Origin of the sequence: Acetobacter pomorum (assembly GCF_002738225.1) — a bacterium.
GTDB classification, from domain to species: Bacteria; Pseudomonadota; Alphaproteobacteria; order Acetobacterales; family Acetobacteraceae; genus Acetobacter; species Acetobacter pomorum.
This window is the reverse complement of record NZ_PEBQ01000144.1, coordinates 243,259-266,635: the sequence shown is the minus strand read 5'-3', so window position 1 is coordinate 266,635 and position 23,377 is coordinate 243,259. Positions and strand designations below refer to the sequence as shown.

The following is a 23,377-nucleotide window of genomic DNA, read 5'->3' as shown; positions in this document are numbered from 1 at the left end:
TGTTGAGAAAGTAACCTTTCATGCAGGCTGCTGCCTATTTTACTCCACGCATATATCATTCCATTTCGGGAAAAGCTTTGCCAGTTCTGCAACCACTGTTGGCGTAATTTCTGCGCAAAATGGCACTTCCGCCAAAATACGCACTTGGCCTTTTTCCGCTATGGTGGCACGGTTTTCTGCATTTAGTGGGCCACTTAGCACCACACCGGCCACAGCAATCTGCCGCGCGCGCAAGGCTTCCAAGCTCAGCAACGTATGGTTAAGAGTCCCCAGCCCGCTACGTGCCACCAGCACCACGGGCAACCCCCAGCGCTGAGCCAGATCAATCATCATCAGATCTGGCGTGGCGGGCACCATCAGCCCTCCTGCGCCTTCTACAACCAATGGTCGATCTGCTTCATCTCGTGGTAAATCAAGTTGCGCAGGATCAATTCGCGCACCCTCTGCCCGCGCTGCCGCATCGGGGGAAAGCGAGGCCAGAAATGCCCCGGCAGGTTTAAAACAGGGCACATTTCCTGCAAGATGGCGCACTGTAGGCGTATCGCCTTCCTCATCCGCCAAGCCGCTTTGTAGGGGCTTCCAATATGCTCCCTGCCAGCGCCGCACCAGGCAGGCCGAAACAAGTGTTTTGCCAATACCGGTATCCGTGCCTGTTACAAACACACCCTTACGCGGTGGTTTACGAAAACAGGCATATCCAATACGCCAAGTTATAGCGCATCCTGCCTTCTGAAACTGCATGGCCACACGACGTAAACGCGCAGGCGATAAAGGCATCACACCTTCACGCGGGACAGATGCGCCTGTAACTTTTAAATGACGCACAAAATCCAGCCCATCTGCAAAAGCCTGCACAATATCCTGCACGCCCCAACCGCCAGAAAAAGCAGGCAAACGCCAGTTCTGCACTTCAGCCAGTTTTGGATAAACCGGCGTTCCCGCCTGCTCCCCTTCCTGCTGACACGCCTGCTGCCACTCAGCAAACGTGCCATCCAGCACTGTTGAGACCGCAAGCACACCACCAGGCGCCAAAAGCCGCGCGAGGTTTTGCAAAACCTTTGCAGGTTCAGGAAGCCATTGCAGAACCAGATTGCCGCAGATCAGATCAAACGGGCCAGATACATCAGGCGCGGCAGCATCCATCAGATGATAAAAAACACGCTCTCCTAAGCGGCTTTTGGTACGTGCCAGCATGTTTGGCGCAAAATCTGTTGCCAGAATTTCCGCATCAGGCCACTTGGTGCATAAATATTCTGTTAGTAAACCTGTGCCACATCCAATTTCTAAAATACGCAGGGGCTTTTTTTCGGCCAAGCTGGTTTGTATGTGCCGGAACAATGTACGCGCTGCAATGCGCTGCGCCGTGGCAGCCTGATCATATTTTTCGGCAGTATCAAAACTCTGGCATATACGCGCGGCACGAGAGAGTTTTGTCATGGTTGTTTTTCCATCGTGTTGCGCAACATTTCCAAAAAACGGGCACATTCAACCGGATGCGTAAGGGGAAGCACATGGCCCCCGTTCTCCACCCATCTTATATGCGCTGGCGCAGGAAAAGAGGCGGCTGTCATGCTTGGCAGGGCAATCTCATCCTGCCGCCCGGCCAGTATATCCAACGGAGCAGAGGGTAAATCTGCCCGTACATCCGCGGTCAGGAGAATATCCAACCCTTGCGCCAGTTCTGCTGGTTGGCAACGTTCTGCCTGCACGGGTAACGCCCCGCAACGTTGCCGAAAATCATTCACCACCACGGCGGGTTCACGCCCCAAACCGCGCTTCATGCGGTGCACAATGCGTGGTGCAACACCCTGCGGAAAATCCTCTCGGCTGGCAAAACAGGCAAATGTGTTGATACCCGTAAACTGGCTGCCGGTTGACCAAATGCCGTGCCTGCGTTGCATCATTAGCCACATGAAGCCAAGGGAATGGCCAATTCCCAATATAGGCCGCCGCTGTTGGAGAATATTCTCCAACGTGACTGTTTTGCCTGCACCACTGACTGCCGGTGCCAAAAAACCCAGATCCAGCGTTACGGCATCTGGCCAGTTCAGTTGCGCAAGCACAGCTTGCCAGAACTCTGGCCCAAACCCCCAGCCATGCACAAATACGGGTAAAAGCCGGACCATTATGCCATACCTTTGCTGGCGCGTATGAACGCATCGGCCAAAGCCTCCATTTGCGCCCATGTATGGTTGGCATGAAAAACCACCCGCAAACGGCAGCCGCCCGGCGGCACGGTGGGGGGACGAATGGCCACGGCAAGAAAACCGGCTTCCTCCATCTTGTGGGCCAGCGTGCGTGCCTGTGCCTCCTGCCCTACCAGAATGGGCACAATCTGGGTGCTGGATGGCCCGGTATCCTGCCCTGCATCGTGCATTTTCTGGCGGAAACTGGCAGCAAGTGCGGCAACATGAGCGCGCTGGGCATCCATATGCGGCAGCAGGCCAAGCGCTGCATCAACAGCCCCCAGCACCAAAGGCGAAGGCGCTGTGGAATAAATAAACCCGGAAGCTGTATTATCCAGCCATCTGCATAGGCTTTCTGATGCCGCAATAAACGCGCCCATACTGCCCAAAGCCTTGCTGAAGGTGCCAACCACCACATCTGCCAGCCCGTTTGCCAGCCCGGCCCCTTTTGGGCCCAATATACCGGTTGCGTGGGCTTCATCCACACACAGCAGGGCATCATATTTCTGGGCAACAGTGTGTAATGCGGCAATATCTGCCACATCACCATCCATGCTGAACACGCTTTCTGTCAGCACAATACGCAGGCCAGTTCCTTCTGTTTTTTGCAGCAGGCTTTCAAGATGCGTCACATCATTATGCCGGAACCGAATCGGGCGCACACCCGCAGCCGCACATCCATGATAAAGGCTGGCATGGATAAGCTTATCTGCCAGAATAACGGCGGGTGCGCCACAAACCTGTGCAGAAAGCCGCGCCAATGCGGGCACCAGGGACGCATTGGCCTGCCAGCCAGAAGAAAAAAGGCGCGCCGCCTGCATGTGCTTCAACCGCGCCACCCGTTCTTCCAGCAAATAAGCTTGGGAAGATGTGCCCGTTACCAGTCGGGAGGCCCCGCTGCCACTGCCTTCTGCCTGCGCCCACGCAAACGCACGCTCACGCAGCAAAGGGTGCATGCGCAAACCCAAATAATCGTTGGACGAAAAATCTGTCACCACAACGCCATCTGGACGTTGAAGCCGCGCATCGCCCGCATAGCGCCATTCCTGACAGGTGCGCAAACGCCCTTGGGCAGACAGATCCGCCAGCCCCTTCTGGAAAAGATTATCAAACCGCGTCATGTAACATGTGGTGCCGCAGCCTGAAGGGCGGGTCAATCATCTACAGGGAACATTCCATGACAGAAGCTTCCGGCTCACCTTTATCTTCCATGCCGGAATGGTACACACAGGGCCTGCCCCATATCTGGCTGCCTTATAGCCAGATGAAAACGGCTCCGGCCCCACTTGCCGCCGCACGCACGCATAATACACGCATTACCCTGACAGACGGCACAGAACTGGTAGATGGTGTGGCTGCGTGGTGGACAGCCTGCCACGGGTATAATCACCCCCATATTCGCCAAGCTGTCTGCCAGCAGATGGAAACCATGCCGCATGTGATGTTTGGCGGTATGGTGCACGAACCCGCCCTGCGGCTGGCCAGTAGATTATGCGCCATGCTGCCGGGAGATCTGGAACGGGTGTTTTTTACAGATTCAGGCTCGGTTTCCGTGGAGGTGGCCATGAAAATGGCCATTCAGTACCGCCTGAACAAAGGGCAGACCAAACGCACCAAAATGCTGGCATTCCGGGGTGGCTATCATGGGGATACATTGGCCACCATGTCTGTTTGTGACCCGGAAGAAGGCATGCATCATCTTTATGGCTCGGCCCTGATGGAGCATGTGATCTCCCCGCTGCCAGTGGATGAAGCCAGCACCGCTGTGTTTTTGGATCTGCTGGCAAAACATGCGCATGAACTTGCCGCCATTATCACCGAGCCTTTGGTGCAGGGTGCTGGTGGCATGCTGTTTCATTCCCCCCAAACCCTGCGCACCTTGCGCAAAGCCGCAGATGACCATGATGTTCTGCTTATTTTAGATGAAATCTTTACCGGCTTTGGTCGTACCGGCACCATGTTTGCCTGCGAACAGGCTGGTATTGTGCCCGATATTATCACGCTTTCCAAAGCGCTTACAGGCGGCACCATGGCCCTTGCCGCCACAGTGGCGCGACGGCATGTGTTTGAGGCTTTTCTTTCCGATAACCCCGAACATGCGCTGATGCACGGGCCAACCTTTATGGCAAACCCACTGGCATGTGCCTGCGCCAATGCCTCGCTTGATCTGTTTGAAACCGAACCGCGCCTTCAGCAGGTTCAAACCATTAATGCGTTTTTAACGGAAATGCTGGAACCTTGCCGTACCCTACCCGATGTAAAGGATGTACGCACCCTTGGGGCCATTGGCGTTGTGGAACTGGAAAAAATAGACAACCCCGATGCATTGCGGCAGCGTTTTATTGCAGAAGGCGTGTGGATACGCCCATTCCGCAATATTGTTTACCTCACTCCTGCCTTTACCATTCAAGAACAGGATTTACGCAAACTCACAAATTCTATTTACAAAGTATTGGCTTAAAAACAGCAGGGTTCAGGAAGATGAAGGCGGCATCTGCCCCCATGTGGCTGCTGCATGCTCATCTTCCTCCCGCGCATCCACCCACGCGGCGTGGCCATTGGCGAATTCTTCTTTCTTCCAGAAAGGCGCACCTGTTTTAAGCCGGTCGATCAAAAACGATGTGGCCGAAAGCGCAGCCCCCCGATGTGCCGCAGCCGTGCCAACCAGCACAATAGGCTCCCCCACCTTCAACCTGCCAACACGGTGAATAACCGTGCACCCAAGCAAGCTAAAACGTTGCATGCCTTCCTGCGCAAGCTGGTTAAGGATTGTTTCTGTCATACCCGGATAATGTTCCAGCGTGAGGCTAAGCAACCCATCACCCCCGCGTACTTGGCCAATAAACAGGCCCATACCGCCAATATGATCAGAAAGGCTGGAAAGACGTGCTGTTTCGGCCCCTGTATCAAAAGCCGCCTGCTGCACTAGAACACGCACAGACATGAAATATCAGCCGCCTGTCATGGGGGGAAAAAATGCAAGCTCATCACCGGGTTGTACGCACGTATCAAACCCACCCAGCTTTTGGTTAACGGCAACACGAATACGTGGCGTAGCAGCAAACACCTCATCCAGCATGGCATCATGCTGGCGGAGTACACGCAGCAGGTCCGCCACAGACTGACCATTGGCGGACAGGGGAACCTGTTGGCTTTCGCGCCCCAATTGCTCCCGCAGGGCAGCAAAATAAAGAATATTTACATGGCCCGTCATGATCTGCCTGTTGTGGTTTGCGTTTTCATCCGTTCACCAACCCTGCCCGAGGCAACGTGGCAATTAATGATGCACGGTGGAACGGTTATCCTTGATGGTGCTAACGGATCCATCTGGTTGGATCAAGGTAATCGTGCCATCATCATTCGGGATTTCAATAGGCGCGCCCACGCCCCGATGTGCGCCGTATTTGCTGGAAACATCCGGTTCCATATCTGGCAGTTTGCCGGCTGCACCACCCCCGACAACCCCGTGGCGAATATCTTCCTTTTCGCCAATGCTCATTTCCTGACCGTCAGACAGTTGCGGGCCGGTTACTGCTTCACCACCCAGCACGGTACCGCCACGATCTTTTTCAACATCTTCCAATGTAGGGAGTGGCGTTGGAGGGCCGGGCCACATATTGCCACCTTCTGGCAGAATGGGAACATCTACGGCAGATTGCCCCCTGATCCGCCGCATGTTCAGATCTTCCCCCGATGGGGCATTAGGATTTTCACCCGGCAGAGTTGTTGTATCCGAGCAAAACTTGTCAAAGCCTGCACATCCGCTCACGATCATACATAAACCTAGAAGAGCGGCTTTCCGCATACCCTGACTCCGCAATCATCATCTCTCAACAGCCAGCGAATCATTCACTATCTGTGATCACGGCTTTTTATAACCGCACCCATGCTAAATAACGGTTTATACACCAGACACAAGTCGATGTGGCAAAATGAAGTTATTTTTCCGGAATAGATACAGGCTATTACTAAAATAGTAACAAAGTTTTTTACATTTCAACATGGCGTAGGCCAGTTGTTAAATAATCCCACCCAGTTATCAATGTAAGAACCGCAGAAATCCAAAGTAATACAGCACCAATAAATGCAACAGGCAGCCATGGCATACCCAGCAGCGCCCCGGTGCCATCACCCGCCAGCAAAAATCCGATAGCTGTCATCTGGAAGCCGGTTTTCCATTTTGCCAGACGGGTTACGGGTAAGCGCGCGCGCCGTTCGGCCAGATATTCCCGCATGCCGGAAACCAGAATTTCACGACACAGAATGATAATGGCTGGCCAAAGCCCCTGATAAGGCAGGCGCGCAAAACCAGCCAGAACCATCAGGCAGGCCCCAACCAGTAACTTATCTGCGATGGAATCAAACATGCGCCCGAAATCTGACATCTGATGGCGGGAACGCGCCAGCTTGCCATCAAAATAATCAGTTATGCCTGCCAGAATAAACAGCAGACACGCCAAGGCATCTGTGCGCGGGCTTCCCCATGCAGCCAGAGCGACCACTATGGGTATGGCTACAATACGCGAAATTGTCAGGACATTCGGCAGATCTGTCAGCATTGCGGAATATAGTAACCTATTTCCTGCACCGCTGGAATGGCTTATGCCATCGCAAAGATGTCAGGCACCCAGAATTCCTGTGCAATGCTCACCTGCCAATTTTATTCTGGTGTCCAGTCTGGATGAAAATGGCCATAAATGGCCCGTGCGGTTTCCCTGCTGATACCAGGAGCGGCCTCCAGCTCTGCCAAACCAGCCTGTTTGATGGTTCGTGCTGAACCAAATGTGTTCAGCAACAGCTTTTTACGTGCTGGCCCAATACCGGGCACATCATCCAGTTCCGATGTTACCAGTGTTTTGGATCTGCCAGACCTATGGGTGGTAATGGCAAAACGATGGGCCTCATCACGCAGCCGTTGCAGATAGTACAGTACGGGGTCACGCAAATCGAGCTGGAAGGGCTCTTTGTCCTCTGTGTAGAACCATTCCTTCCCGGCATCACGGTCTGGCCCCTTGGCAATGCCCACAAGTTTTACGCCTGTTACGCCCAGATCATCCAGCACGCTGCGCACGGCAGAATATTGCCCAGCGCCCCCATCAATCAGCAACACATCCGGCCAGTTGGAAGTATCTCCTTCTTCCGCTTCTTTCAGGGCACGGCCAAAGCGACGCTCCAGCACTTCGCGCATCATGCCAAAGTCATCCCCCGGTGTAACAGGGCCTTTGATTTTGAATTTGCGATACGCCTTGCGGTTAAAGCCCTCCGGCCCGCCCACAATCATCACCCCATAGGCGTGCGAGCCCTGAATATGGCTGTTATCGTACACTTCTATACGTTCTGGTGGTGCATCCAGCCCCAGAACATCAGCCACACCTTGCAGCAATTTGGCCTGCCCTGCGGTTTCGGCCAATTTGCGGCTGAGTGCATCGCGCGCGTTTGTTACAGCATGATCCAGCACCTGCTTTTTCTCTCCCCTTTGCGGGGTAAGAATTTCCACCTTGCGCCCACGACGGAGAGAGAGCGCCTCTGTGAGCAGCAAAGATTCTGGCAGTTCGTAGTTCACCAAAATCTGGGCCGGACAGGGTTTGTCATCATAAAACTGCGCGATAAAGGCCGAAAGCACATCTGCGGGCGCGGCATCCTGCGTATGGGCCGGAAAGAATGAGCGGCTGCCATTATTGCGCCCCCCGCGAATGAAAAATACCTGAATACAGGCGTGTCCGGCCTCCTGCCACAGAGCCAGCACATCTGCATCCTGCAGAGATGCAGGGTTGATCACGCTGGATTCCTGCATCTGTGCCAGCGCACGAATACGATCTCGCAACACGGCAGCGCGCTCAAAATCCAGCGCTTCTGCAGCGGCATTCATTTCCTGCCCCAAAGTTTCACGCAGCGCTGTATCCTTGCCGGACAGGAAATCCCGCGCCTGTTCTACCAGTTGCCCGTAGGATTGCTGATCTATCCGGTCCACACATGGGCCAGAACAGCGTTTGATTTGATAAAGCAGGCATGGCCGGGTGCGCGCGTTAAAAACCGCATCTGTGCAGGAACGCAGCAAAAAAACACGCTGGATCAGGTTGAGCGTCTGGTTAACAGCCCACGCCGAGGCAAAAGGCCCCCATAGGCTGGCCCCTTTAACGGCCTTGCCGCGGTGCTTGGCAATTTGCGGAAAAGCATGTGCATCTGTTAGCATCAGCCACGGGTAGCTTTTGTCATCCCGCAACAGAATGTTGAAGCGCGGCTTCATGCGCTTGATGTAGTTGGCCTCCAGCAGCAGGGCTTCGGCTTCTGTATGGGTGATCACAATTTCCATTGCCACCGTTTCAGAAACCATGCGCCGCAGCCGTTCAGGCAGACGGTTGATATGGGTGTACGATGTTACGCGCTTTTTAAGCGCTAACGCCTTACCAACGTACAGCACCTCCCCCTTAGCCCCGAGCATACGGTACACACCGGGCGAAAGCGGCATGGTTTTAAGCGCATGCCGAATGGCCTCCACCCCTTTTAAAGCCGGAGTTGCCTGTTCCTGCGCCACAGGCCGGATATCTGTAGGGGAAGAATCACCTGTCATTATACGCTCTTGGTCGTGGGAGAAATTTCATCCACCGTTTTTGTGGATAACTCTGTGGAACAGCTGGGGCTGACTCATCATAAACCGCAGAAAGTCAGCCCTTTCAGCAGATTGCACAGTTTTTGGTCATTCCCACCAACTCACTGATTTCAAAAGATTTAATGTGTTGCGGTTTTTTGACACCCTGTGGTTTTTGAACTTTTTGTTGAAAATACGGGGTGTCAAGAGAGGAAGTGGACAATTTTTGCAGTTTTTTGTTCTCATGCAATCCTGCTTTGTTCTGCCACCTGTTCCGCCTTTTCCAGTACACGCAAAAAGTTTTCATCCCAGAAAGCCGCAATTTCACTTTTGTCATAACCACGGCGCATCAACTCAGAAGTGATGTTCACGCCCTGCGTGGCATTCTGCCAATCTTCCAGCGCACCACCACCATCAAAATCTGAGGAAATACCTACGTATTCTGGCCCCAGCCTACGCACAACGTAATCAATATGGTCCACCAGATCAGCTACAAAACCCTGCCGTTTGCCTTCCTCCGGCTTGGGCTTCAAAAACGCGGGCATGGCCGTAATCTGGATAACACCGCCACTTTCCTTCAGCGCATCCAACTGCTCATCATCCAGATTGCGCGGGTGATCACACAAGGTACGCACGCAGGAATGGCTAGCCACAACAGGAGTAGCAGAAACCTGCACAGCCTGAAGCATGGTTTGTTTGGAGGAGTGAGATACATCCACCACAATGCCAAGGCGGTTCATTTCAGCAATCGCTTCACGCCCAAGGGCAGAAAGGCCATGGTGACACTGTGGCGCATCCCCTAGGCTAGGGCGATGAATGGCCGCATCTGCCAGTGCGTTATGGCCATTATGAGTGAGGGTGACATACCGCGCACCTTTGGCCCGAAACTGCCTGAGCAATGCGGGATCATCCCCCATGCCGTAGCCATTTTCCACGGCCGGAACAACAACCAGCACACCTTCATCAAACGCAGCGCGCATATCCGCCACAGTAGAGCAAACACGTGCACTGACGCCATTATGAGTGCCCTGCATGCGGCCTATGGCATCCAGCATGGCCAAGCACTGCTGCTGCGCCTGCGCATGTCCTTCCCGGTCTATAGCTGCCTGAGCGATATACGCCACAAAGCACCCGGCAGACATACCGCCCTTTTGCATTTTGGGCAGATCCACCCGCCTGTCTGCCGTATCTTCAAACGCATCATTCCGATCAGGCCACGGAATATCGATATGGCTATCCAGAGTGAACAAGGCACGATGCAGCGCAACTGCATCCGCAGATACGGAAGAAGGTTGGGTTGTCATAATCTAAAAAATGGCCCTGTTACATGAAATTACAAGGGAACAGCCGGGTTCCATCTGCCCCACTTATGCGCCTGTTTTTGCTTGCCCTGCAAACTGCAATCCGTCATGCCACGGCACATGCGATTAGTAACATGGAACATCAATTCCCTCCGCCTGCGCCTGCCTCTGCTTGAAAAGCTGGTGCGGCACCTCGCCCCGGATGTTGTGTGCCTACAGGAAACCAAGGTACCAGACCCCCTGTTTCCCGAAGATGGCGTAAAGGCTCTGGGTTTTGAGCATCTGCATTATCGGGGCATGAAAGGTTATAATGGCGTTGCCATTCTTTCGCGCCATCCGTTAAAGCCTGTCACGCAAACACCTGTATGGTACGGCAAGGAAGATTGCCGCCACGTGGCGGCCACCGTATGCGCGCCAGAAGGCGATGTGGAGCTGCACGACTTTTACATCCCCGCAGGTGGGGATGAGCCAGACCCGGAAACCAACCCCAAATTTGCCCATAAACTGGCGTTTGTTGAAGAAGTGACCGAGTGGTTTCAGTCTCGCCCTCTCAGTCGTACGGTGCTGGTGGGAGACTTCAACATCGCGCCACTTGAGCACGATGTATGGAGCCACAAGCAACTTCTTAAAATTGTCAGCCATACACCAGCAGAAACAGAACGCCTAAACCGCTGGCTGCAAACCGGCTTTGTGGACGCCATGCGCCATTTTGTACCAGCAGACGAAAAACTTTATACGTGGTGGTCTTACCGCAACCGGGACTGGAAAAAATCTAACCGCGGCCGCCGTCTGGACCACGTATGGATGACGCCCGACCTCCTGCCCAATCTGCACGGCATGACAGTTGTGCGTGAGGCACGAGATTGGGAAGGCCCCTCCGACCATGTGCCTGTCGTGGTAGATTTCAGCCTTTCAGACTAACGCACGGTTTTGAGACGCTCCTTTTTACGGGCGTCTCAAATATCCGTCTGAATGCTTAATAACGATACTGCCACAACAGCCCAACGCTACTGCCCGGATCGTTTTCCGGGGTAGTAAAGCCGGTTACGGTGCCGCCTGTGCCCACCGTTGTGTTCAGCTTGAGGTGTTTGGTAAGGTCAACCTGCACCTGCGCCTGCGTGCCAGAACCAGAAGTGGCCTGCTTGGCGCCTACGTAAACGCCTTTCATCACGTATTTACCGGCCTCAACACTGGTGCCACCATTCCCCACCCCAGAACCGCCGCCAATGGCCAGACGGTCCAGATGTAAGGTTTTGCGAATGGTGCCCATGGGGTCAAACGGGGTAAGCCCTGTAAGTGTGGCCAGCGCCGTGCCCAGCTCCACCATCTGCGTGGAGGAAAGCGAGTGCGCATCTGTGCCAAACAGCAGCATAGCCAGAACCTGATCCTGCGGCAGAGGCGGCATGGATTCAAATGTAATTTTGGGCGCGCTGGCATAACCGCCCACTTTCAGCATGGCTGTCTGGCCCTGTACGGCACGGTCGGCCTCAAAGTCCAGCGTCGGATCCATCTTGTGGCCAACGCCAGACCCATTAAAGGCCACCCGCCCTTTGGTGAAGTTGAGCGAAATACCTGCCAGATCAAAGTTGCCGCGCTTGAGGTCAAACCCGCCACTTATAAGCGGAGCCTGTGTTGTGCCGGCCACTTTCAGCCTACCGGCCATTTCTGCATCAAGGCCATGCCCACGCACAAAAAACTTGCCGGGGGATGTCAGGCTGAGATTTAGCCCAATAACGGCTGCCTTTGTGGCTTCTGCCTTGGCGGCTTCTACTTGCTTTTGCGCATCACCGGGGCGCACAACATCCAGCCGCGCCACGGAAGATGGCAAAGAATTGGGAATATTGATTTCTACACGCCGCAAATCCACCGTGCCATCAACATCCATACGGGTTTGCACCTGCCCTTTTACGGCAATATCCGCATTCATCACCGCAGTCAGCAGATCACTGGAAACGGGTTGAGCATCATGCGCCTGCAAATGAATATCCAGCGGCATACCGGGAGCGCCAATGCCTACAAAGCCGGTTACATTCAAACTGCCATCACCCGCCTTGGCCGTAAGGTTCTGAATAACCACCCGGTCGTTCTCACCCACCACGCGACCGTTGATATTGGCCAAATGGAAGCCCTGGGCAAAATCCTGCACATCGGCATCACGCAGATCAACTGTGCCCGTTATACGAGGAGAGGACACGGTGCCCGCAACCAGCAGCGCCATCTGGGCCTGCCCCAGCGCCTGCCGAGCCTGCGCACCCAAAATGCCATTGGCAATACTTAAATCCAGATTGCCATTAACACGCAGGTTCATGGGGCCGGTTTTATTCAACGGAGCTGTGCCGCCCACATTCACATTCAACTTGGGGCCAGCACCTGCCGCCACCTGCACCTTGGCGGAACTGCCCGCCAGATTGGCGGCAGCATCTACATGCAACGGCGGAATGGAAGCGGCAGCAGAACTGCCCGCCATACGCAAATCGCGCCCGGTTAGCTTCACCTGCCCTTGTGGAGCATTTAACGTTCCTGCCACCTTGGCCTGAACGGAAACTGTGCCAGATGCCTTGAAATCTGGCGCGAATGGATGCGCCAGCGCAGGCGTAAGATTACGAATATCTGCCGTAACCGCCAAAGAAGGTTTGACCTTGCCCGCAATATCAATAGTGGCGGGTTGGCTACCTGCTGTTACCAACGTGGCCCGCAGCCGATCTACCCCCATTGTCGGCCCAAATGAGACCAGCGCCGGGGCCAACAGGCGCAATGTTTCCTGCTTGGCCGTGGCATTCAGGCGCTGCACCTTGACCTGTTTGGCAGGCAGATTCAGCAGGGCGGCAGTATCCAGAATCAAGGGGCTGCCAGACCAGCTTGCAGGCCCTACCTGAGCTGTTAACGCCATGGCGTTATCCGGCCCCTTGGCGCTTAAGCGCGCCTGCCCGGTTACGCCTGAAGCAGACAACCCACCCAGTTTGAGCGTAAGATCCGCATTGGGGTGTGCTGCGGGGTCTTTGACCGTGCCAGCCAAAGCCAGAGATCCAATTTTGACATTGGGCATGGCCACATTGCCATCCAGCTTGAGGGCTACCTGAGGCTTATCCGCCACCTGCGTGGTTTTAACAGAAGCCGCCAGCGCGCCAGATATGGCCTGCCCGATAAGTGGGCGGAAATCTGCCAAACGCCCCACCTTCAGGTCCAGCGTACCCAGCGGCACCACCTCACCCGTGGGGAGAGAAAGCTGCCCCTGCCCGGCCACGCTGTTCCAGGACAGTTTGCGAATATCAACCTGCCTGTCTCCCTGTGCACTCTGGGCCAGAGCCACATCCAGCAGCAGCGGTGCGCGGTTTAATGTGCCTTGCGCCTGTATTGTACCTTCTGGCGCCGTAGGCAGATGCTGCACATTGGCATCCAGTTCTATCGGGCCGCGCGGCATGGTGGGAGTGCCGGGGTCTCCCTTTGCATGCAGAGTGGCAGTAAAATCCTGCATCGGGCCTTTAGCCTGCAAAGCCAGCGTGAGCGCCCCGCGCAGGGAGGGCAATGCCCGTGCCAGATCGGTCAGGCCCAGATCAAACGCCAGATCCATGTCTCGGCCTGTATTCACCTGCCCACCCCCTTTAAGGTTGAGGGCACGGCCATCCACACTCAGATTTTGCAGATCAATCTGTTTGGAGGCGGGCAGTTTATCCTGGGCCGCCAAAGGCCGCATAGTAGCTGTAAGAGCAAACTTGCCATCTGGGCCAATCAGCCCGGCAGCCTGAGGCTGCCCGCCTGTAATAGCCAAGGTGCCATCTGCCGTAAGGTGCGTATCTCCTTCCGGTTTTGCTGGCAGGTCAAACTGTGCGTTCATACCTGCGCTGCCACGCAAGGGCGTTCCTGCCATTTCACCAAACGGAAGCAGATCGGGCAGTTTTAATGCTACCGTGCCGCGTTGTGGCGCGGCTGCCTGTACGTTTCCTGACAGATCCAGCAAAGGGTGAGACAGTGTAAAAGCCAGCGGCTTACCCGGCTTTTGTGGCTCCAGCCGGGCATCAAGCTGCAACGGGGCGGAAGCCAGCAGCGTTGGGGCCTTTCCGGGCAGGCGCACGCCATCTGCCGTGGCCATTACATGCAGCAAATTGGCCATATCGGCACTGCCGTTCTCGCCAGAAAACTGCACTTTTAGCGTGCCCACGCCAGCGCCAGATGCAGCAAGCTGATCAACCTGCACCTGTGCCGTGCCCAGTGGCGCGGCCATCTTGCCATGCAATTGTGCATCTAGATGGATACCGCCCCATGCAAGATCGGGCGAAAGTGACATGGCGGGGGCATCCACCCCTGCATTCAGCTTGCCCAGCTTTTCTGCAAGCAAGTCCAGCACGCCATCTGCATGGGCTTTGATATCTCCCGCAGTCGCCGCAAAACCCAAAACGGCAGCAGAAGGCGGTCCGTTAATATCCAGTTTGAGCGCCAAAGGCACCAGTTGCGGCATTTTCAGGCGCGTGGCGGCAAAACCATCTGTGCCCTCGCTAGCATCCAGATGCAGGCCAAGCTTGCCCTTACCCGTGGTTGTGGCCAGATCAATCTGCCCGGCAGCATCCAGCCTTTTCAGGTGCAACGCGATATCCGCACCCGGCAGAGATGGCAGGCTTAGCCCATTGATAACCGGATCAATATTGGACAGCTTTCCCTGCCCGGACAGGGAAAAACTGGCTGGAGAACCCGCAAGTGCGGCCCCCACATTTATGCGCCCCACCGCAAGTTTACGTATATCCACCCCCAGATGCAGCGCAGAAGGTGAGCTTTTGGAAGGTGCCGCAGGCTTGGACGGGTCAGAAACAGGTAGGCGCGGAATATCCAATTCATCAGCCGTAACGGCATAAATACGTGCCGTGCGCCCCACAATGGCCAAAGGGGACCAATCAAGCGCCACATTATGCAGCGTAAGCCACGCCCCCTGCTTATCGCGAATTTCCAGCGTATCCAGCCGGAAGTTATCGGGGAAACGCCCGGACATGCCAGAAAGCCCGATCATTCCGCCTGTCAGGGCAGATGTCTGGTGCATTAGCATTTTGCGCCCCGGTCCGGTATTGGCCCCTACCAGCAAAACCGCCACAGCCAGACCGGCCACACCCACCAGAGAACCCCCGGTTATCAGGGCAATGCGGCCCACGCGCCGCCATAACGGACGGGCTGGTTTATCTGGCGTGCGTGGCAGAATGGGTTCTGGCCTATCGGGCATCAGAATGTCTCCCCAAGGCCGATATACAGGTCCCACTTATCGCCCCGCGGGGCGCGGTTAATTGGCACGGCCACATCAAGCCGAATGGGGCCAATAGGCGTATAATAGCGCACCCCCCCACCTGTGCCCGCGCGCAGCTTGCCGGTAAACGGCAAACTGCTGCTGCCAACCTGACCTGCATCTATATACGCCGCCATACCAAAGTTCCCGATCAGCCTCTGGCGGAATTCAGCGCTCCCGGCATCAAGCGATGTGCCCCCAATGGCATAGCGGGTGTTTTTGTATTGTGGCCCCACACCCTGCCAGCGAAAGCCACGCACAGTAGAGCTGCCACCGGCGTACAGGCGCTGATCTGGCGGAATATCCCACGTACTCGCCCCCTGGATGCTGCCGATCATGCCACGAAAGGCCAAAACACTGTTGCCCGGTTTGCTGATACCCAGATGGTGCAGATCATAATACGTGGAGGCCATGCCATTCAGAATGGCAAAGAACGAGGTGCCACTGCCCTTGTTACCCAAGGAAACAGAAGGCGTAATGCTGATGCTGGCCCGCACGCCGTGGGTTGCAGGTTCAATCGGGTTGCCGACCCCTGTATTATCAAACATGACGGAAAGTGGTGCGGAAACAATGGTGTAATCACGCGTTACGTCAAACTGCTCAATCTTTTCCTGCTCTGCCATCAGCCCAAAGCTGCCGTTCCAGTTTTTGGCCAATGGGCGCGTAATGCCACCACGAATTAAAAATGCCGTCTGCCGATAAGACCAGAACAACTGCCGCAGCCCTTCAATACGTGCGCTCAAATTCTGGTTGCGTTGCAAAAAATCGGGTTTGAAGAAATCAGCATAAATATCATAACCCAACCCCTGCTGGGCAGAGCCACCAAGGCCGGTAATCAAAGCGGTAAGGCGCAGGCGCTCTGCATTACCCAACAGGTTATAATGTGTCCATGATCCACCGGCGCGCGCCCCCAGATCTGTGGAATACCCGCCTTCTGCCGCCACGGAATGGCGTTTGGCTTCCTTAAAGCTGAAGTCCAGCGGCATGGTGCCGTCCACCGCGTAGGTGGAGGCATCCTGCACTGTCACATTGGAAAATACGCCAACAGAGGCCAGATCCTGCCGGGCATTTTCAATTTTGGAAGGCTGATAAAGCTGCCCTTCCTGTATGGTCATACGGCGGCGCACAAACTTTTCATGCACCTGCTTTAAGCCTGTTGTGTCTATCTTGCCGATATTCAGCACCGGGCCGGGGGTAACCGGGTAAGTAATGTTCAGCGTATGTGTGGCAGGCTCCAGATAGGCTTTGGGTTTTTCCACCGTTGCCAACGCATGCCCATCTTCACGCAAGGCATCCATCAGGTTACTGCCGCTATCCAGCACAGTTTTGGCAACGGCTGGCTGGCCCGGTGCAAGACCAAAAGCCTTTTTTTGGTCTTCCGTTAACGTTGGGGGCTTGCCGGTTTTATCATCCACCAGCGTAACCGTACCCAGATGAAAAAGCGGCCCTTTGTCCACCTTCACCTCGGCCTGAATTTTTTCACCCGCAGGTACAGATTCGATCCATTGCGACAGAGCGGGAGACATCCCGTCCATCTTCACGGCATCCTTCCCGCCATTCCGGCTGAGGGTAATGTGCACCGTGCCCGCATAATAGCCACAGCTTTCCAGCGCCGTGCGCAAACGCTCATATTCATTATGCACGCGCCCCGCCAAAGCAAATGGCCCCACCGCATGCGTGGACTGAAGAGACAGAAGATCGGACGAGCTTTTGATAGCCGTATCCAGATCAGATTCTCCGGTTGGTACCAGCTTGGTGGTGTAAGGCTGCGGGTCTGCCGCCCAGGTCAGGCAGGAGGATGCCCCCCACAAGGCCGCACCTGCAAGAACACGATTCGCGGTAAGGGCAAGCCTGTTCAGCATGTTGTTCTTGCGTGTCCTCACCAATAATCTGCCTGCACCTATTTGCGAATGTTCTGCTTACAAATCCTTTTATGCACATACCATGACAAAAATGCGGTGCCGACGTCCAAAACAACTTCTGTTACGCATAAATTGGGTGATGGATTGTCCCGCCGCCTAAAATCGCGGTAAGAGAGCGCATGCTTTTTCATTCCATCTGCGCTGCTAGGCGCGTTTGTCCGACAGAGCTGTGTCTGGCAGAAATGAAACGATGACACCACGCCCGTCTGACCAACCCCGCCCCCCTTATGCTTCCCCCCCCAAGAAGCCCGATGGCCTTTCCCCGCTGCCAGCGTGGGTAGAAGCCTATTTTCGCCGCACGGCAGATTTAAGGGCGGCCCTGCGCCTTGGCGCGCTGGTTGTGTGGGTGCCGCTCTCCGTAGGGTTTGAGGCATGCCTTCTGCTTGTGCCCGGCACACCCAAAATCCGCTGGACGCGGGTTATCTGGGGGGTGCTGTGCCGTATTATCGGGTTGCAGATCCATGTTGTGGGGCAGCGCGTGGGCACTGTTGGTGGCCTAAAAGCCCGCAAACGGGGTGAACGGCCAGTTATCTATATCTGCAACCATATGTCATGGCTGGATGTGCCAGTACTGGGCACCATTCTGCCCTCTGTGTTTGTGGCCAAGGGCGATATTGAAAAATGGCCCATTATGGGCTTGGTCTCACAAATCGGGCGTACCATTTTTGTCAGCCGCCAGCGCAGCACCACAGGGCGTGAGCGTGATGAGATGATCCGCCGCATGGTGGAAGGGGATAATCTGGTATTGTTCCCTGAAGGCACATCCTCCGATGGTTCGCGCGTGTTGCCGTTCATGTCCGCTTTTTTTGCCATCGCCAAATTACCTCGGCTGAAGGAAGGAATGGATAAAAGCCTTCTGCCCATAACGTTTGAACCGGGTATGACACCGCTGATCCAACCTGTCTCTCTTGTGTATGACCGGCTGGAAGATCTGCCCATTTCCCGCCTGCGCCGCCCGGTGTTTTCATGGTACGGAGATATGGACCTTGGCCCGCATGTATGGGCCTTGCTGAAATGGAAGCGCTCGCGCGCAACCGTGCTACTGCACGAACCGCTGGACCCGGACATGTTCCCCAGCCGCAAGGCTTTGGCACAAGCAGCATGGAAAGCCGTGGCAGAAGGCGCTGCGGAACTACGGCAAAACCGCACGCCAAAAATTGTAAAGGGCCGGTTTAACCCTGCCACCTTGCCTGCCAATTTTCTGCCGCCTTATATCAGGAAAGCCAAAAGCGTACTTGACAAAACCGCCTCCTTTTTTGCTTCAATACGTATACGGCTTTAGGTCAGAAACCAGGTGGCTGTTACGGGCCGCCAAACCTATAAGGAATCTCCGGTCTGTTAACCGCCAGAATGCTGTTTGGCCGTTCTTATCTTCCCACTATTCTCACCGTGGTGGGAAAAGAGACTTGACCTGCACGCTCTCTGGCCCGATTTCCTCCACTTGCCGCATGGAATGGGCCAGCGGCATAGCGGAGCGCCTGCCATCATGACCGGAACCCCAGCCAACACATCCCCTGCCCGTGGCCTGCACGTTATTACGTGGGGTTGCCAGATGAATGTGTATGATAGTGCACGTATGGGGGATGTTCTGCGGCCACTCGGCTATCAGCCAGTTGCCACACCAGATGCGGCAGACATGATTATCCTGAACACCTGCCACATTCGGGACAAAGCGGCAGAAAAAGTGTTTTCAGAACTCGGCCGCCTACGCAAAATCAAAGAAGCGCGGGAAACAGCCGGGCAGCAAACCATTATTGCCGTGGCCGGGTGCGTGGCGCAGGCCGAGGGGCAGGAAATTCTGGCCCGTGCACCGTATGTAGATATTGTGCTGGGGCCGCAAACTTATCACCGCCTGCCAGAAATGGTGGCCCGTGCAGCGCGCGCCGGTGGCGCCGTTATTGAAACGGATTTTCCCGCAGAGCAGAAATTCGATTTTCTGCCAGAAGCGGAAGCCCCACAAACCGCAGGCAATTACACGGCTTTCCTGACCATTCAGGAAGGGTGCGATAAATTCTGCTCCTTCTGCGTGGTGCCTTATACGCGCGGGGCGGAAAGCAGCCGTCCTGTTCTTTCTGTGCTGGCAGAGGCACGCCGCATGGTGGAAAGCGGCGTAAAGGATATCAGCCTTCTGGGGCAGAACGTAAACGCCTATCATGGAGAAGGCCCGGATGGCTCCATATGGGGGTTAGCGCAACTGGCCTATGAGCTGGCCAAACTGCCCGGCCTTTCGCGCATCCGTTACATGACATCCCACCCACGGGACATGGATGATGCACTGATAGCCGCTCACCGTGATCTGCCGCAGTTAATGCCATTCCTGCATCTTCCGGTTCAGGCGGGGTCTGACCGCATCCTGCGCGCCATGAACCGTGGCCATACGGCTGATGAGTATCGGGATATTGTGCGCCGCCTGCGTGATGCACGGCCTGATCTGGCTCTTTCATCCGACTTCATTGTGGGCCACCCCGGTGAAACGGATGAGGATTTTGAAGCCACCATGCAGCTTGTGCGTGATGTTGGCTTTGCGCTGGCATATTCCTTCAAATACTCCCCCCGGCCCGGCACCCCGGCCGCAGGCGCTGGCATGCAGGTGCCAGAGGATGTGAAGGATGCCCGCCTGCAAGCCTTGCAGGCCCTGCTGCGTGAACAGCAGGATGCCTTTAATGCAACACTTGTTGGCAAAACCATTCCTGTTCTGTTTACCTCAGAAGGACGGAAACCGGGGCAGATTGCCGGACGTTCTCCGTGGTTGCAGCCTGTGCACGTTTCTGGGCCCAAGCATTTGATTGGCAAGGAACTGCCCGTGCGTATTGTTGAACGCCTGACCAATTCCCTGTCCGGCGTTTTAGAAGAGGAGTGTGTGTCCGCTTGAGCAGCACGCGTATTTCCGCCTCACCCCGCATGGCTGCAGAAATGCCCCATGCCTCTGCGACCCTGCAGTTTGAAGACAACACCCTTCTGGCGCGCCTTGTGGGAGACCACGACAAGCACCTGCGCTGCCTGGAAGAAGGTTTGGAAGTGGAGGTGGCCCGGCGTGGCAACCGCATTTCCATTCAGGGTGTTCCTGAACAAACAGCCCGCACCCGTGCGGTGCTGAGCGTGCTGTACCAGAAACTGGCAGCAGGCGAAAATGTGGATATCAGCTGCATAGAGGCCGCCATACGCATGTCCCGCCCGCCACAGAACACCACCAGCATTCTTTCCAACACCCCGCAGGCTGCCCCGGAAATAGAAGGCGATCTGCCTGTTATCCGCATGCGGCATGGCAACATTGAGCCGCGCTCCCCCGGGCAGGCCACGTATATGAAGGCACTGGCAAAAAAAGAGCTGGTGTTTGGTATTGGCCCTGCAGGTACAGGCAAAACCTATCTGGCTGTAGCGCAAGCTGTGGCCATGTTGCAGGCTGGTTCCATTGATCGGATCATTCTCTCCCGCCCGGCTGTGGAAGCCGGCGAGCGGCTGGGCTTTTTGCCCGGTGACATGAAGGACAAGATCGACCCCTACCTGCGCCCACTTTATGATGCCCTTTACGATATGCTGCCGGGAGATCAGGTTGTGCGGCGTATGGCATCGGGAGATATTGAGGTCGCGCCGCTGGCCTTTATGCGCGGGCGCACACTCTCGCACGCATTTGTTATTCTGGATGAAGCTCAGAACACCACCATTGCGCAAATGAAGATGTTCCTAACCCGCCTTGGCCCCGGCTCCCGCATGGTGGTGACGGGTGATCTCACGCAGATCGACCTGCCCGCAGGCACCACCTCCGGCCTGCGTGATGCGGTGGAAACGCTTGAAAATGTCAAGGGAATTACCATTTCCCGCTTTGATTCAACCGATGTGGTGCGCCATAAGCTGGTCGCCCGCATTATTGAAGCCTATGATGCAAAGGCGACGGCTGTAAGGGAACCCTCCCGTAGCAAGGGCCGTCAGGAGAAAAATGGAACCGCCAAGTAGCCCCGCCCATATCCCTATGCAGGATATGGATGCCCCTGAAAAAATCCTGCCTTTTCAGGCCGTTTTTTCCGATGAGCAGAACGAAGGCCCTGAAATCCTTGTCCGGGATAGGCGCTGGCGCTCTTACGTGCATAACCCGGAGCAGCTGGTATGGCGCGCTTTGGCCGCCTGTTCAGAATATGGCGGCTTGCCCAATACTGTTGTGCTTGCAACAGATCGGGAGGTGCGTGAACTGAACGGTCGCCACCGTGGCAAGCACCGCCCCACCAATGTGCTCACGTTTGAACCTCCGCCCGGCATTACTGGTGGAGACATTATTCTGGCGCTGGAAACCGTGGTGCGCGAAGCTCACAAAGCCGGCAAACCTGTTGCAGACCATCTTGCGCATCTGGTCATCCATGGCAGCCTGCATCTGGCTGGGTATGACCACCACCACCCCGGTGAAGCGCGTGAAATGGAAATGCTGGAATCCCGCCTGCTTTCGCGGCTCAGGGTTCCCAACCCTTGGAAACCCCGATCATGAGCGAAAACGATTCTGCGTCCGACAAGCAGGAAACCAATAATCGCGGCCTGTTTTCCTTTTTCCATCGTAAAAAACATCAGACCGATTTGCGCAGTTCCATCGCGGCCCTGGTGCAACAGGCGGCGGATGAACCCGAAGAGTCTGCAACGGGTGAAAAACCGGAACTGGACCGGCAGGAGCGCGCGCTTATTGCCAACGTGCTACGCCTGCGCAACATTTCCGCTGATGATGTGATGGTACCACGGGCCGATATTGTGGCCATGCCGGTGTCCATCAGTCTGGACGAAGCACTGGCCATGATGCGGCGGGAAAACCATTCCCGCATGCCGGTTTATCGGGACCAGTTGGATGATATTGTGGGCATGATCCATGTGAAGGATCTGATCGCCTATGTTGGCACCAGCGAGGCCTTTAATCTGGAAGTGCTTTTGCGCCAACCGCTTATGATTGCGCCGCAAATTCCGGTGTTGGATCTGCTGCTGCAAATGCGCCAGCGCCAGACCCACATGGCACTGGTGATTGATGAATATGGCGGCATTGATGGCTTGGTGACCATTGAAGATCTGATTGAAACCATTGTGGGTGATATCTCGGATGAGCATGATGAGCCCGCTATTGTCATGATCACCCCGCGGCCAGATGGTTCTTTTGATATTGATGCCCGCTGCCCGATTGAAGAGTTTGAAAAAACCATCGGCCCCATTCTGACCGAGAGTGAGAGAGAGGCCGAAATTGAAACCATTGGCGGCCTGGTGTTCCGCATGGCGGGGCATGTGCCCACCCGTGGTGAAGTGCTCACGCATGAAAATGGCTATCTCTTCCGCGTATTGGATGCAGATGCCCGGCACATTCGCCGTGTGCGCGTGCGCAAGCTGGCAGAACAGCCCGCAACGCCCACGCAGACAGAAACATCTGCCACTACAGATAAATCTGTGGGTTGACGGCAGAGCAAATCTGCCGTCATGCCTTTAACGCCTATGATTTGCACCCCTGAGGGAGACCGGATTTCCATGTCTTTCACCCGCCGTTCCATTCTAGCTGCCGGAAGCCTGGCCGTTGCCTCCACCGCCCTGCGCGGTATTTCCCTGGCAGCAGATGCCACGGATACGCGCTTTACCCCGCGTGAACTGGGCAACCCAAACGCCAAGATTGTTGTGGAAGAATGGTTCTCCCTCACCTGTATCCACTGCGCACATTTTGCAGAAAACACCTTCCCACAAGTGCAGAAAGAGCTGATTGATACCGGGAAAATCCGCTACGTTTTTCATGATTTCCCTACAGATCAGCTCGCAACAGTTGCCGCCATGGTGGCCCGCACTCTGCCGCCAGAACGGTATGAACCCTTCTGCTCCTCCCTGCTTTCCAGCCTAGACCGCTGGGCTTACACCAAGGAAGGCAGCCCAAAGGATGAGCTAAAGAAAATGGCAGCCTTTGCTGGCATGCCCGCTGATACATTTGAAAAAGCCATTGCTGACCAGCAGCTTATGCAGTTCATTCTGAACCAGCAGTCTGAAGCGCAGGACAAATTCCATTTTGATTCCACTCCCACTTTCCGCTTCAATAACAAGGAGCAGGTGTCCAGCGCATTGTCTTATGATGACTTCACCAAATATTTGGCAAAAGCCAGCTAAGCTTA

General features: G+C 55.4%; 19 protein-coding genes. 8 read left to right on the top strand and 11 right to left on the bottom strand.

The window, feature by feature from the left end:
* Positions 1 to 39: 39 nt before the first annotated feature.
* Genes bioD through CSR02_RS11365 form a run of 3 tightly spaced genes read right to left on the bottom strand, consistent with a single transcriptional unit; the run spans position 40 to position 3,307 of the window.
* The gene (gene bioD, locus CSR02_RS11375; protein WP_099541692.1) at positions 40 to 1,437 is read right to left on the bottom strand and encodes a dethiobiotin synthase; all 1,398 of its coding nucleotides are present in this window, start codon (positions 1,435 to 1,437) and stop codon (positions 40 to 42) included.
* Entirely contained in the window at positions 1,434 to 2,126 is a 693-nt protein-coding gene (locus CSR02_RS11370; RefSeq protein ID WP_099541691.1) for an alpha/beta fold hydrolase, read from the bottom strand. Before CSR02_RS11370 ends, bioD begins: the two co-directional genes overlap by 4 nt.
* Positions 2,126 to 3,307, bottom strand: coding sequence for an aminotransferase class I/II-fold pyridoxal phosphate-dependent enzyme (locus CSR02_RS11365; protein ID WP_099541690.1), 1,182 nt, complete (start codon positions 3,305 to 3,307; stop codon positions 2,126 to 2,128). The genes CSR02_RS11370 and CSR02_RS11365 overlap by 1 nt, the downstream gene beginning before the upstream one ends.
* Before the next feature lie 56 nt (positions 3,308 to 3,363).
* Between CSR02_RS11365 and CSR02_RS11360 the strand changes: the two genes are divergently transcribed.
* Complete coding sequence (locus CSR02_RS11360; RefSeq protein ID WP_099541689.1) at positions 3,364 to 4,647, top strand: adenosylmethionine--8-amino-7-oxononanoate transaminase; 1,284 nt, start codon at positions 3,364 to 3,366, stop codon at positions 4,645 to 4,647.
* A gap of 12 nt (positions 4,648 to 4,659) precedes the next feature.
* Here CSR02_RS11360 and CSR02_RS11355 read toward each other — a convergent pair whose 3' ends face one another.
* From CSR02_RS11355 to CSR02_RS11330, 6 genes are all read right to left on the bottom strand, one after another.
* Positions 4,660 to 5,130 (bottom strand): molybdenum cofactor biosynthesis protein MoaE, encoded by a 471-nt coding sequence (locus CSR02_RS11355; RefSeq protein ID WP_099541688.1) that lies wholly within the window; start codon positions 5,128 to 5,130, stop codon positions 4,660 to 4,662.
* A 6-nt stretch (positions 5,131 to 5,136) separates the two neighbouring features.
* Positions 5,137 to 5,400 (bottom strand): molybdopterin converting factor subunit 1, encoded by a 264-nt coding sequence (gene moaD, locus CSR02_RS11350; protein ID WP_099541687.1) that lies wholly within the window; start codon positions 5,398 to 5,400, stop codon positions 5,137 to 5,139.
* A gap of 63 nt (positions 5,401 to 5,463) precedes the next feature.
* Positions 5,464 to 5,991: a hypothetical protein gene (locus CSR02_RS11345; RefSeq protein WP_099541686.1), complete on the bottom strand. Its 528-nt coding sequence runs from the start codon at positions 5,989 to 5,991 to the stop codon at positions 5,464 to 5,466.
* 184 nt (positions 5,992 to 6,175) lie between these two features.
* On the bottom strand, positions 6,176 to 6,745 hold the full coding sequence (pgsA, locus tag CSR02_RS11340; RefSeq protein WP_042786630.1) for a CDP-diacylglycerol--glycerol-3-phosphate 3-phosphatidyltransferase: 570 nt from the start codon (positions 6,743 to 6,745) through the stop codon (positions 6,176 to 6,178).
* Between the two features lie 101 nt (positions 6,746 to 6,846).
* Positions 6,847 to 8,760: an excinuclease ABC subunit UvrC gene (uvrC, locus tag CSR02_RS11335; RefSeq protein ID WP_099541685.1), complete on the bottom strand. Its 1,914-nt coding sequence runs from the start codon at positions 8,758 to 8,760 to the stop codon at positions 6,847 to 6,849.
* Positions 8,761 to 9,017: 257 nt separating this feature from the next.
* The gene (locus tag CSR02_RS11330) at positions 9,018 to 10,079 is read right to left on the bottom strand and encodes a dipeptidase (RefSeq protein ID WP_099541684.1); all 1,062 of its coding nucleotides are present in this window, start codon (positions 10,077 to 10,079) and stop codon (positions 9,018 to 9,020) included.
* Between the two features lie 105 nt (positions 10,080 to 10,184).
* Here CSR02_RS11330 and CSR02_RS11325 point away from each other — a divergent pair, with 105 nt between their 5' ends.
* Complete coding sequence (locus CSR02_RS11325; protein ID WP_099541683.1) at positions 10,185 to 10,997, top strand: exodeoxyribonuclease III; 813 nt, start codon at positions 10,185 to 10,187, stop codon at positions 10,995 to 10,997.
* Between the two features lie 55 nt (positions 10,998 to 11,052).
* Here the strand turns inward: CSR02_RS11325 and CSR02_RS11320 are convergent, their stop codons facing one another.
* Both CSR02_RS11320 and CSR02_RS11315 read right to left on the bottom strand, forming a co-directional pair.
* Positions 11,053 to 15,282 carry a translocation/assembly module TamB domain-containing protein gene (locus CSR02_RS11320; protein ID WP_099541682.1) on the bottom strand — a complete coding sequence of 1,410 codons (4,230 nt, stop codon included), beginning with the start codon at positions 15,280 to 15,282 and terminating at the stop codon, positions 11,053 to 11,055.
* A complete protein-coding gene (locus CSR02_RS11315) occupies positions 15,282 to 17,204 on the bottom strand; it encodes an autotransporter assembly complex protein TamA (RefSeq protein WP_042786635.1) in 1,923 nt (640 codons plus the stop codon). The genes CSR02_RS11320 and CSR02_RS11315 overlap by 1 nt, the downstream gene beginning before the upstream one ends.
* A 250-nt stretch (positions 17,205 to 17,454) precedes the next feature.
* Here CSR02_RS11315 and CSR02_RS11310 point away from each other — a divergent pair, with 250 nt between their 5' ends.
* The 6 genes from CSR02_RS11310 to CSR02_RS11285 all read left to right on the top strand — a co-directional run bounded on the left by CSR02_RS11310 (position 17,455) and on the right by CSR02_RS11285 (position 23,372).
* Positions 17,455 to 18,546 carry a lysophospholipid acyltransferase family protein gene (locus CSR02_RS11310; protein ID WP_099541681.1) on the top strand — a complete coding sequence of 364 codons (1,092 nt, stop codon included), beginning with the start codon at positions 17,455 to 17,457 and terminating at the stop codon, positions 18,544 to 18,546.
* Positions 18,547 to 18,717: 171 nt separating this feature from the next.
* Positions 18,718 to 20,136 carry a tRNA (N6-isopentenyl adenosine(37)-C2)-methylthiotransferase MiaB gene (gene miaB, locus CSR02_RS11305; RefSeq protein ID WP_099541680.1) on the top strand — a complete coding sequence of 473 codons (1,419 nt, stop codon included), beginning with the start codon at positions 18,718 to 18,720 and terminating at the stop codon, positions 20,134 to 20,136.
* The gene (locus CSR02_RS11300; protein WP_183172559.1) at positions 20,121 to 21,218 is read left to right on the top strand and encodes a PhoH family protein; all 1,098 of its coding nucleotides are present in this window, start codon (positions 20,121 to 20,123) and stop codon (positions 21,216 to 21,218) included. Before miaB ends, CSR02_RS11300 begins: the two co-directional genes overlap by 16 nt.
* Before the next feature lie 16 nt (positions 21,219 to 21,234).
* Entirely contained in the window at positions 21,235 to 21,741 is a 507-nt protein-coding gene (gene ybeY / locus CSR02_RS11295; RefSeq protein ID WP_099541778.1) for an rRNA maturation RNase YbeY, read from the top strand.
* Complete coding sequence (locus CSR02_RS11290; RefSeq protein ID WP_042786637.1) at positions 21,738 to 22,682, top strand: hemolysin family protein; 945 nt, start codon at positions 21,738 to 21,740, stop codon at positions 22,680 to 22,682. The genes ybeY and CSR02_RS11290 overlap by 4 nt, the downstream gene beginning before the upstream one ends.
* A 69-nt stretch (positions 22,683 to 22,751) precedes the next feature.
* On the top strand, positions 22,752 to 23,372 hold the full coding sequence (locus tag CSR02_RS11285; RefSeq protein WP_042786837.1) for a thioredoxin domain-containing protein: 621 nt from the start codon (positions 22,752 to 22,754) through the stop codon (positions 23,370 to 23,372).
* The last annotated feature ends 5 nt before the right edge of the window (positions 23,373 to 23,377 follow it).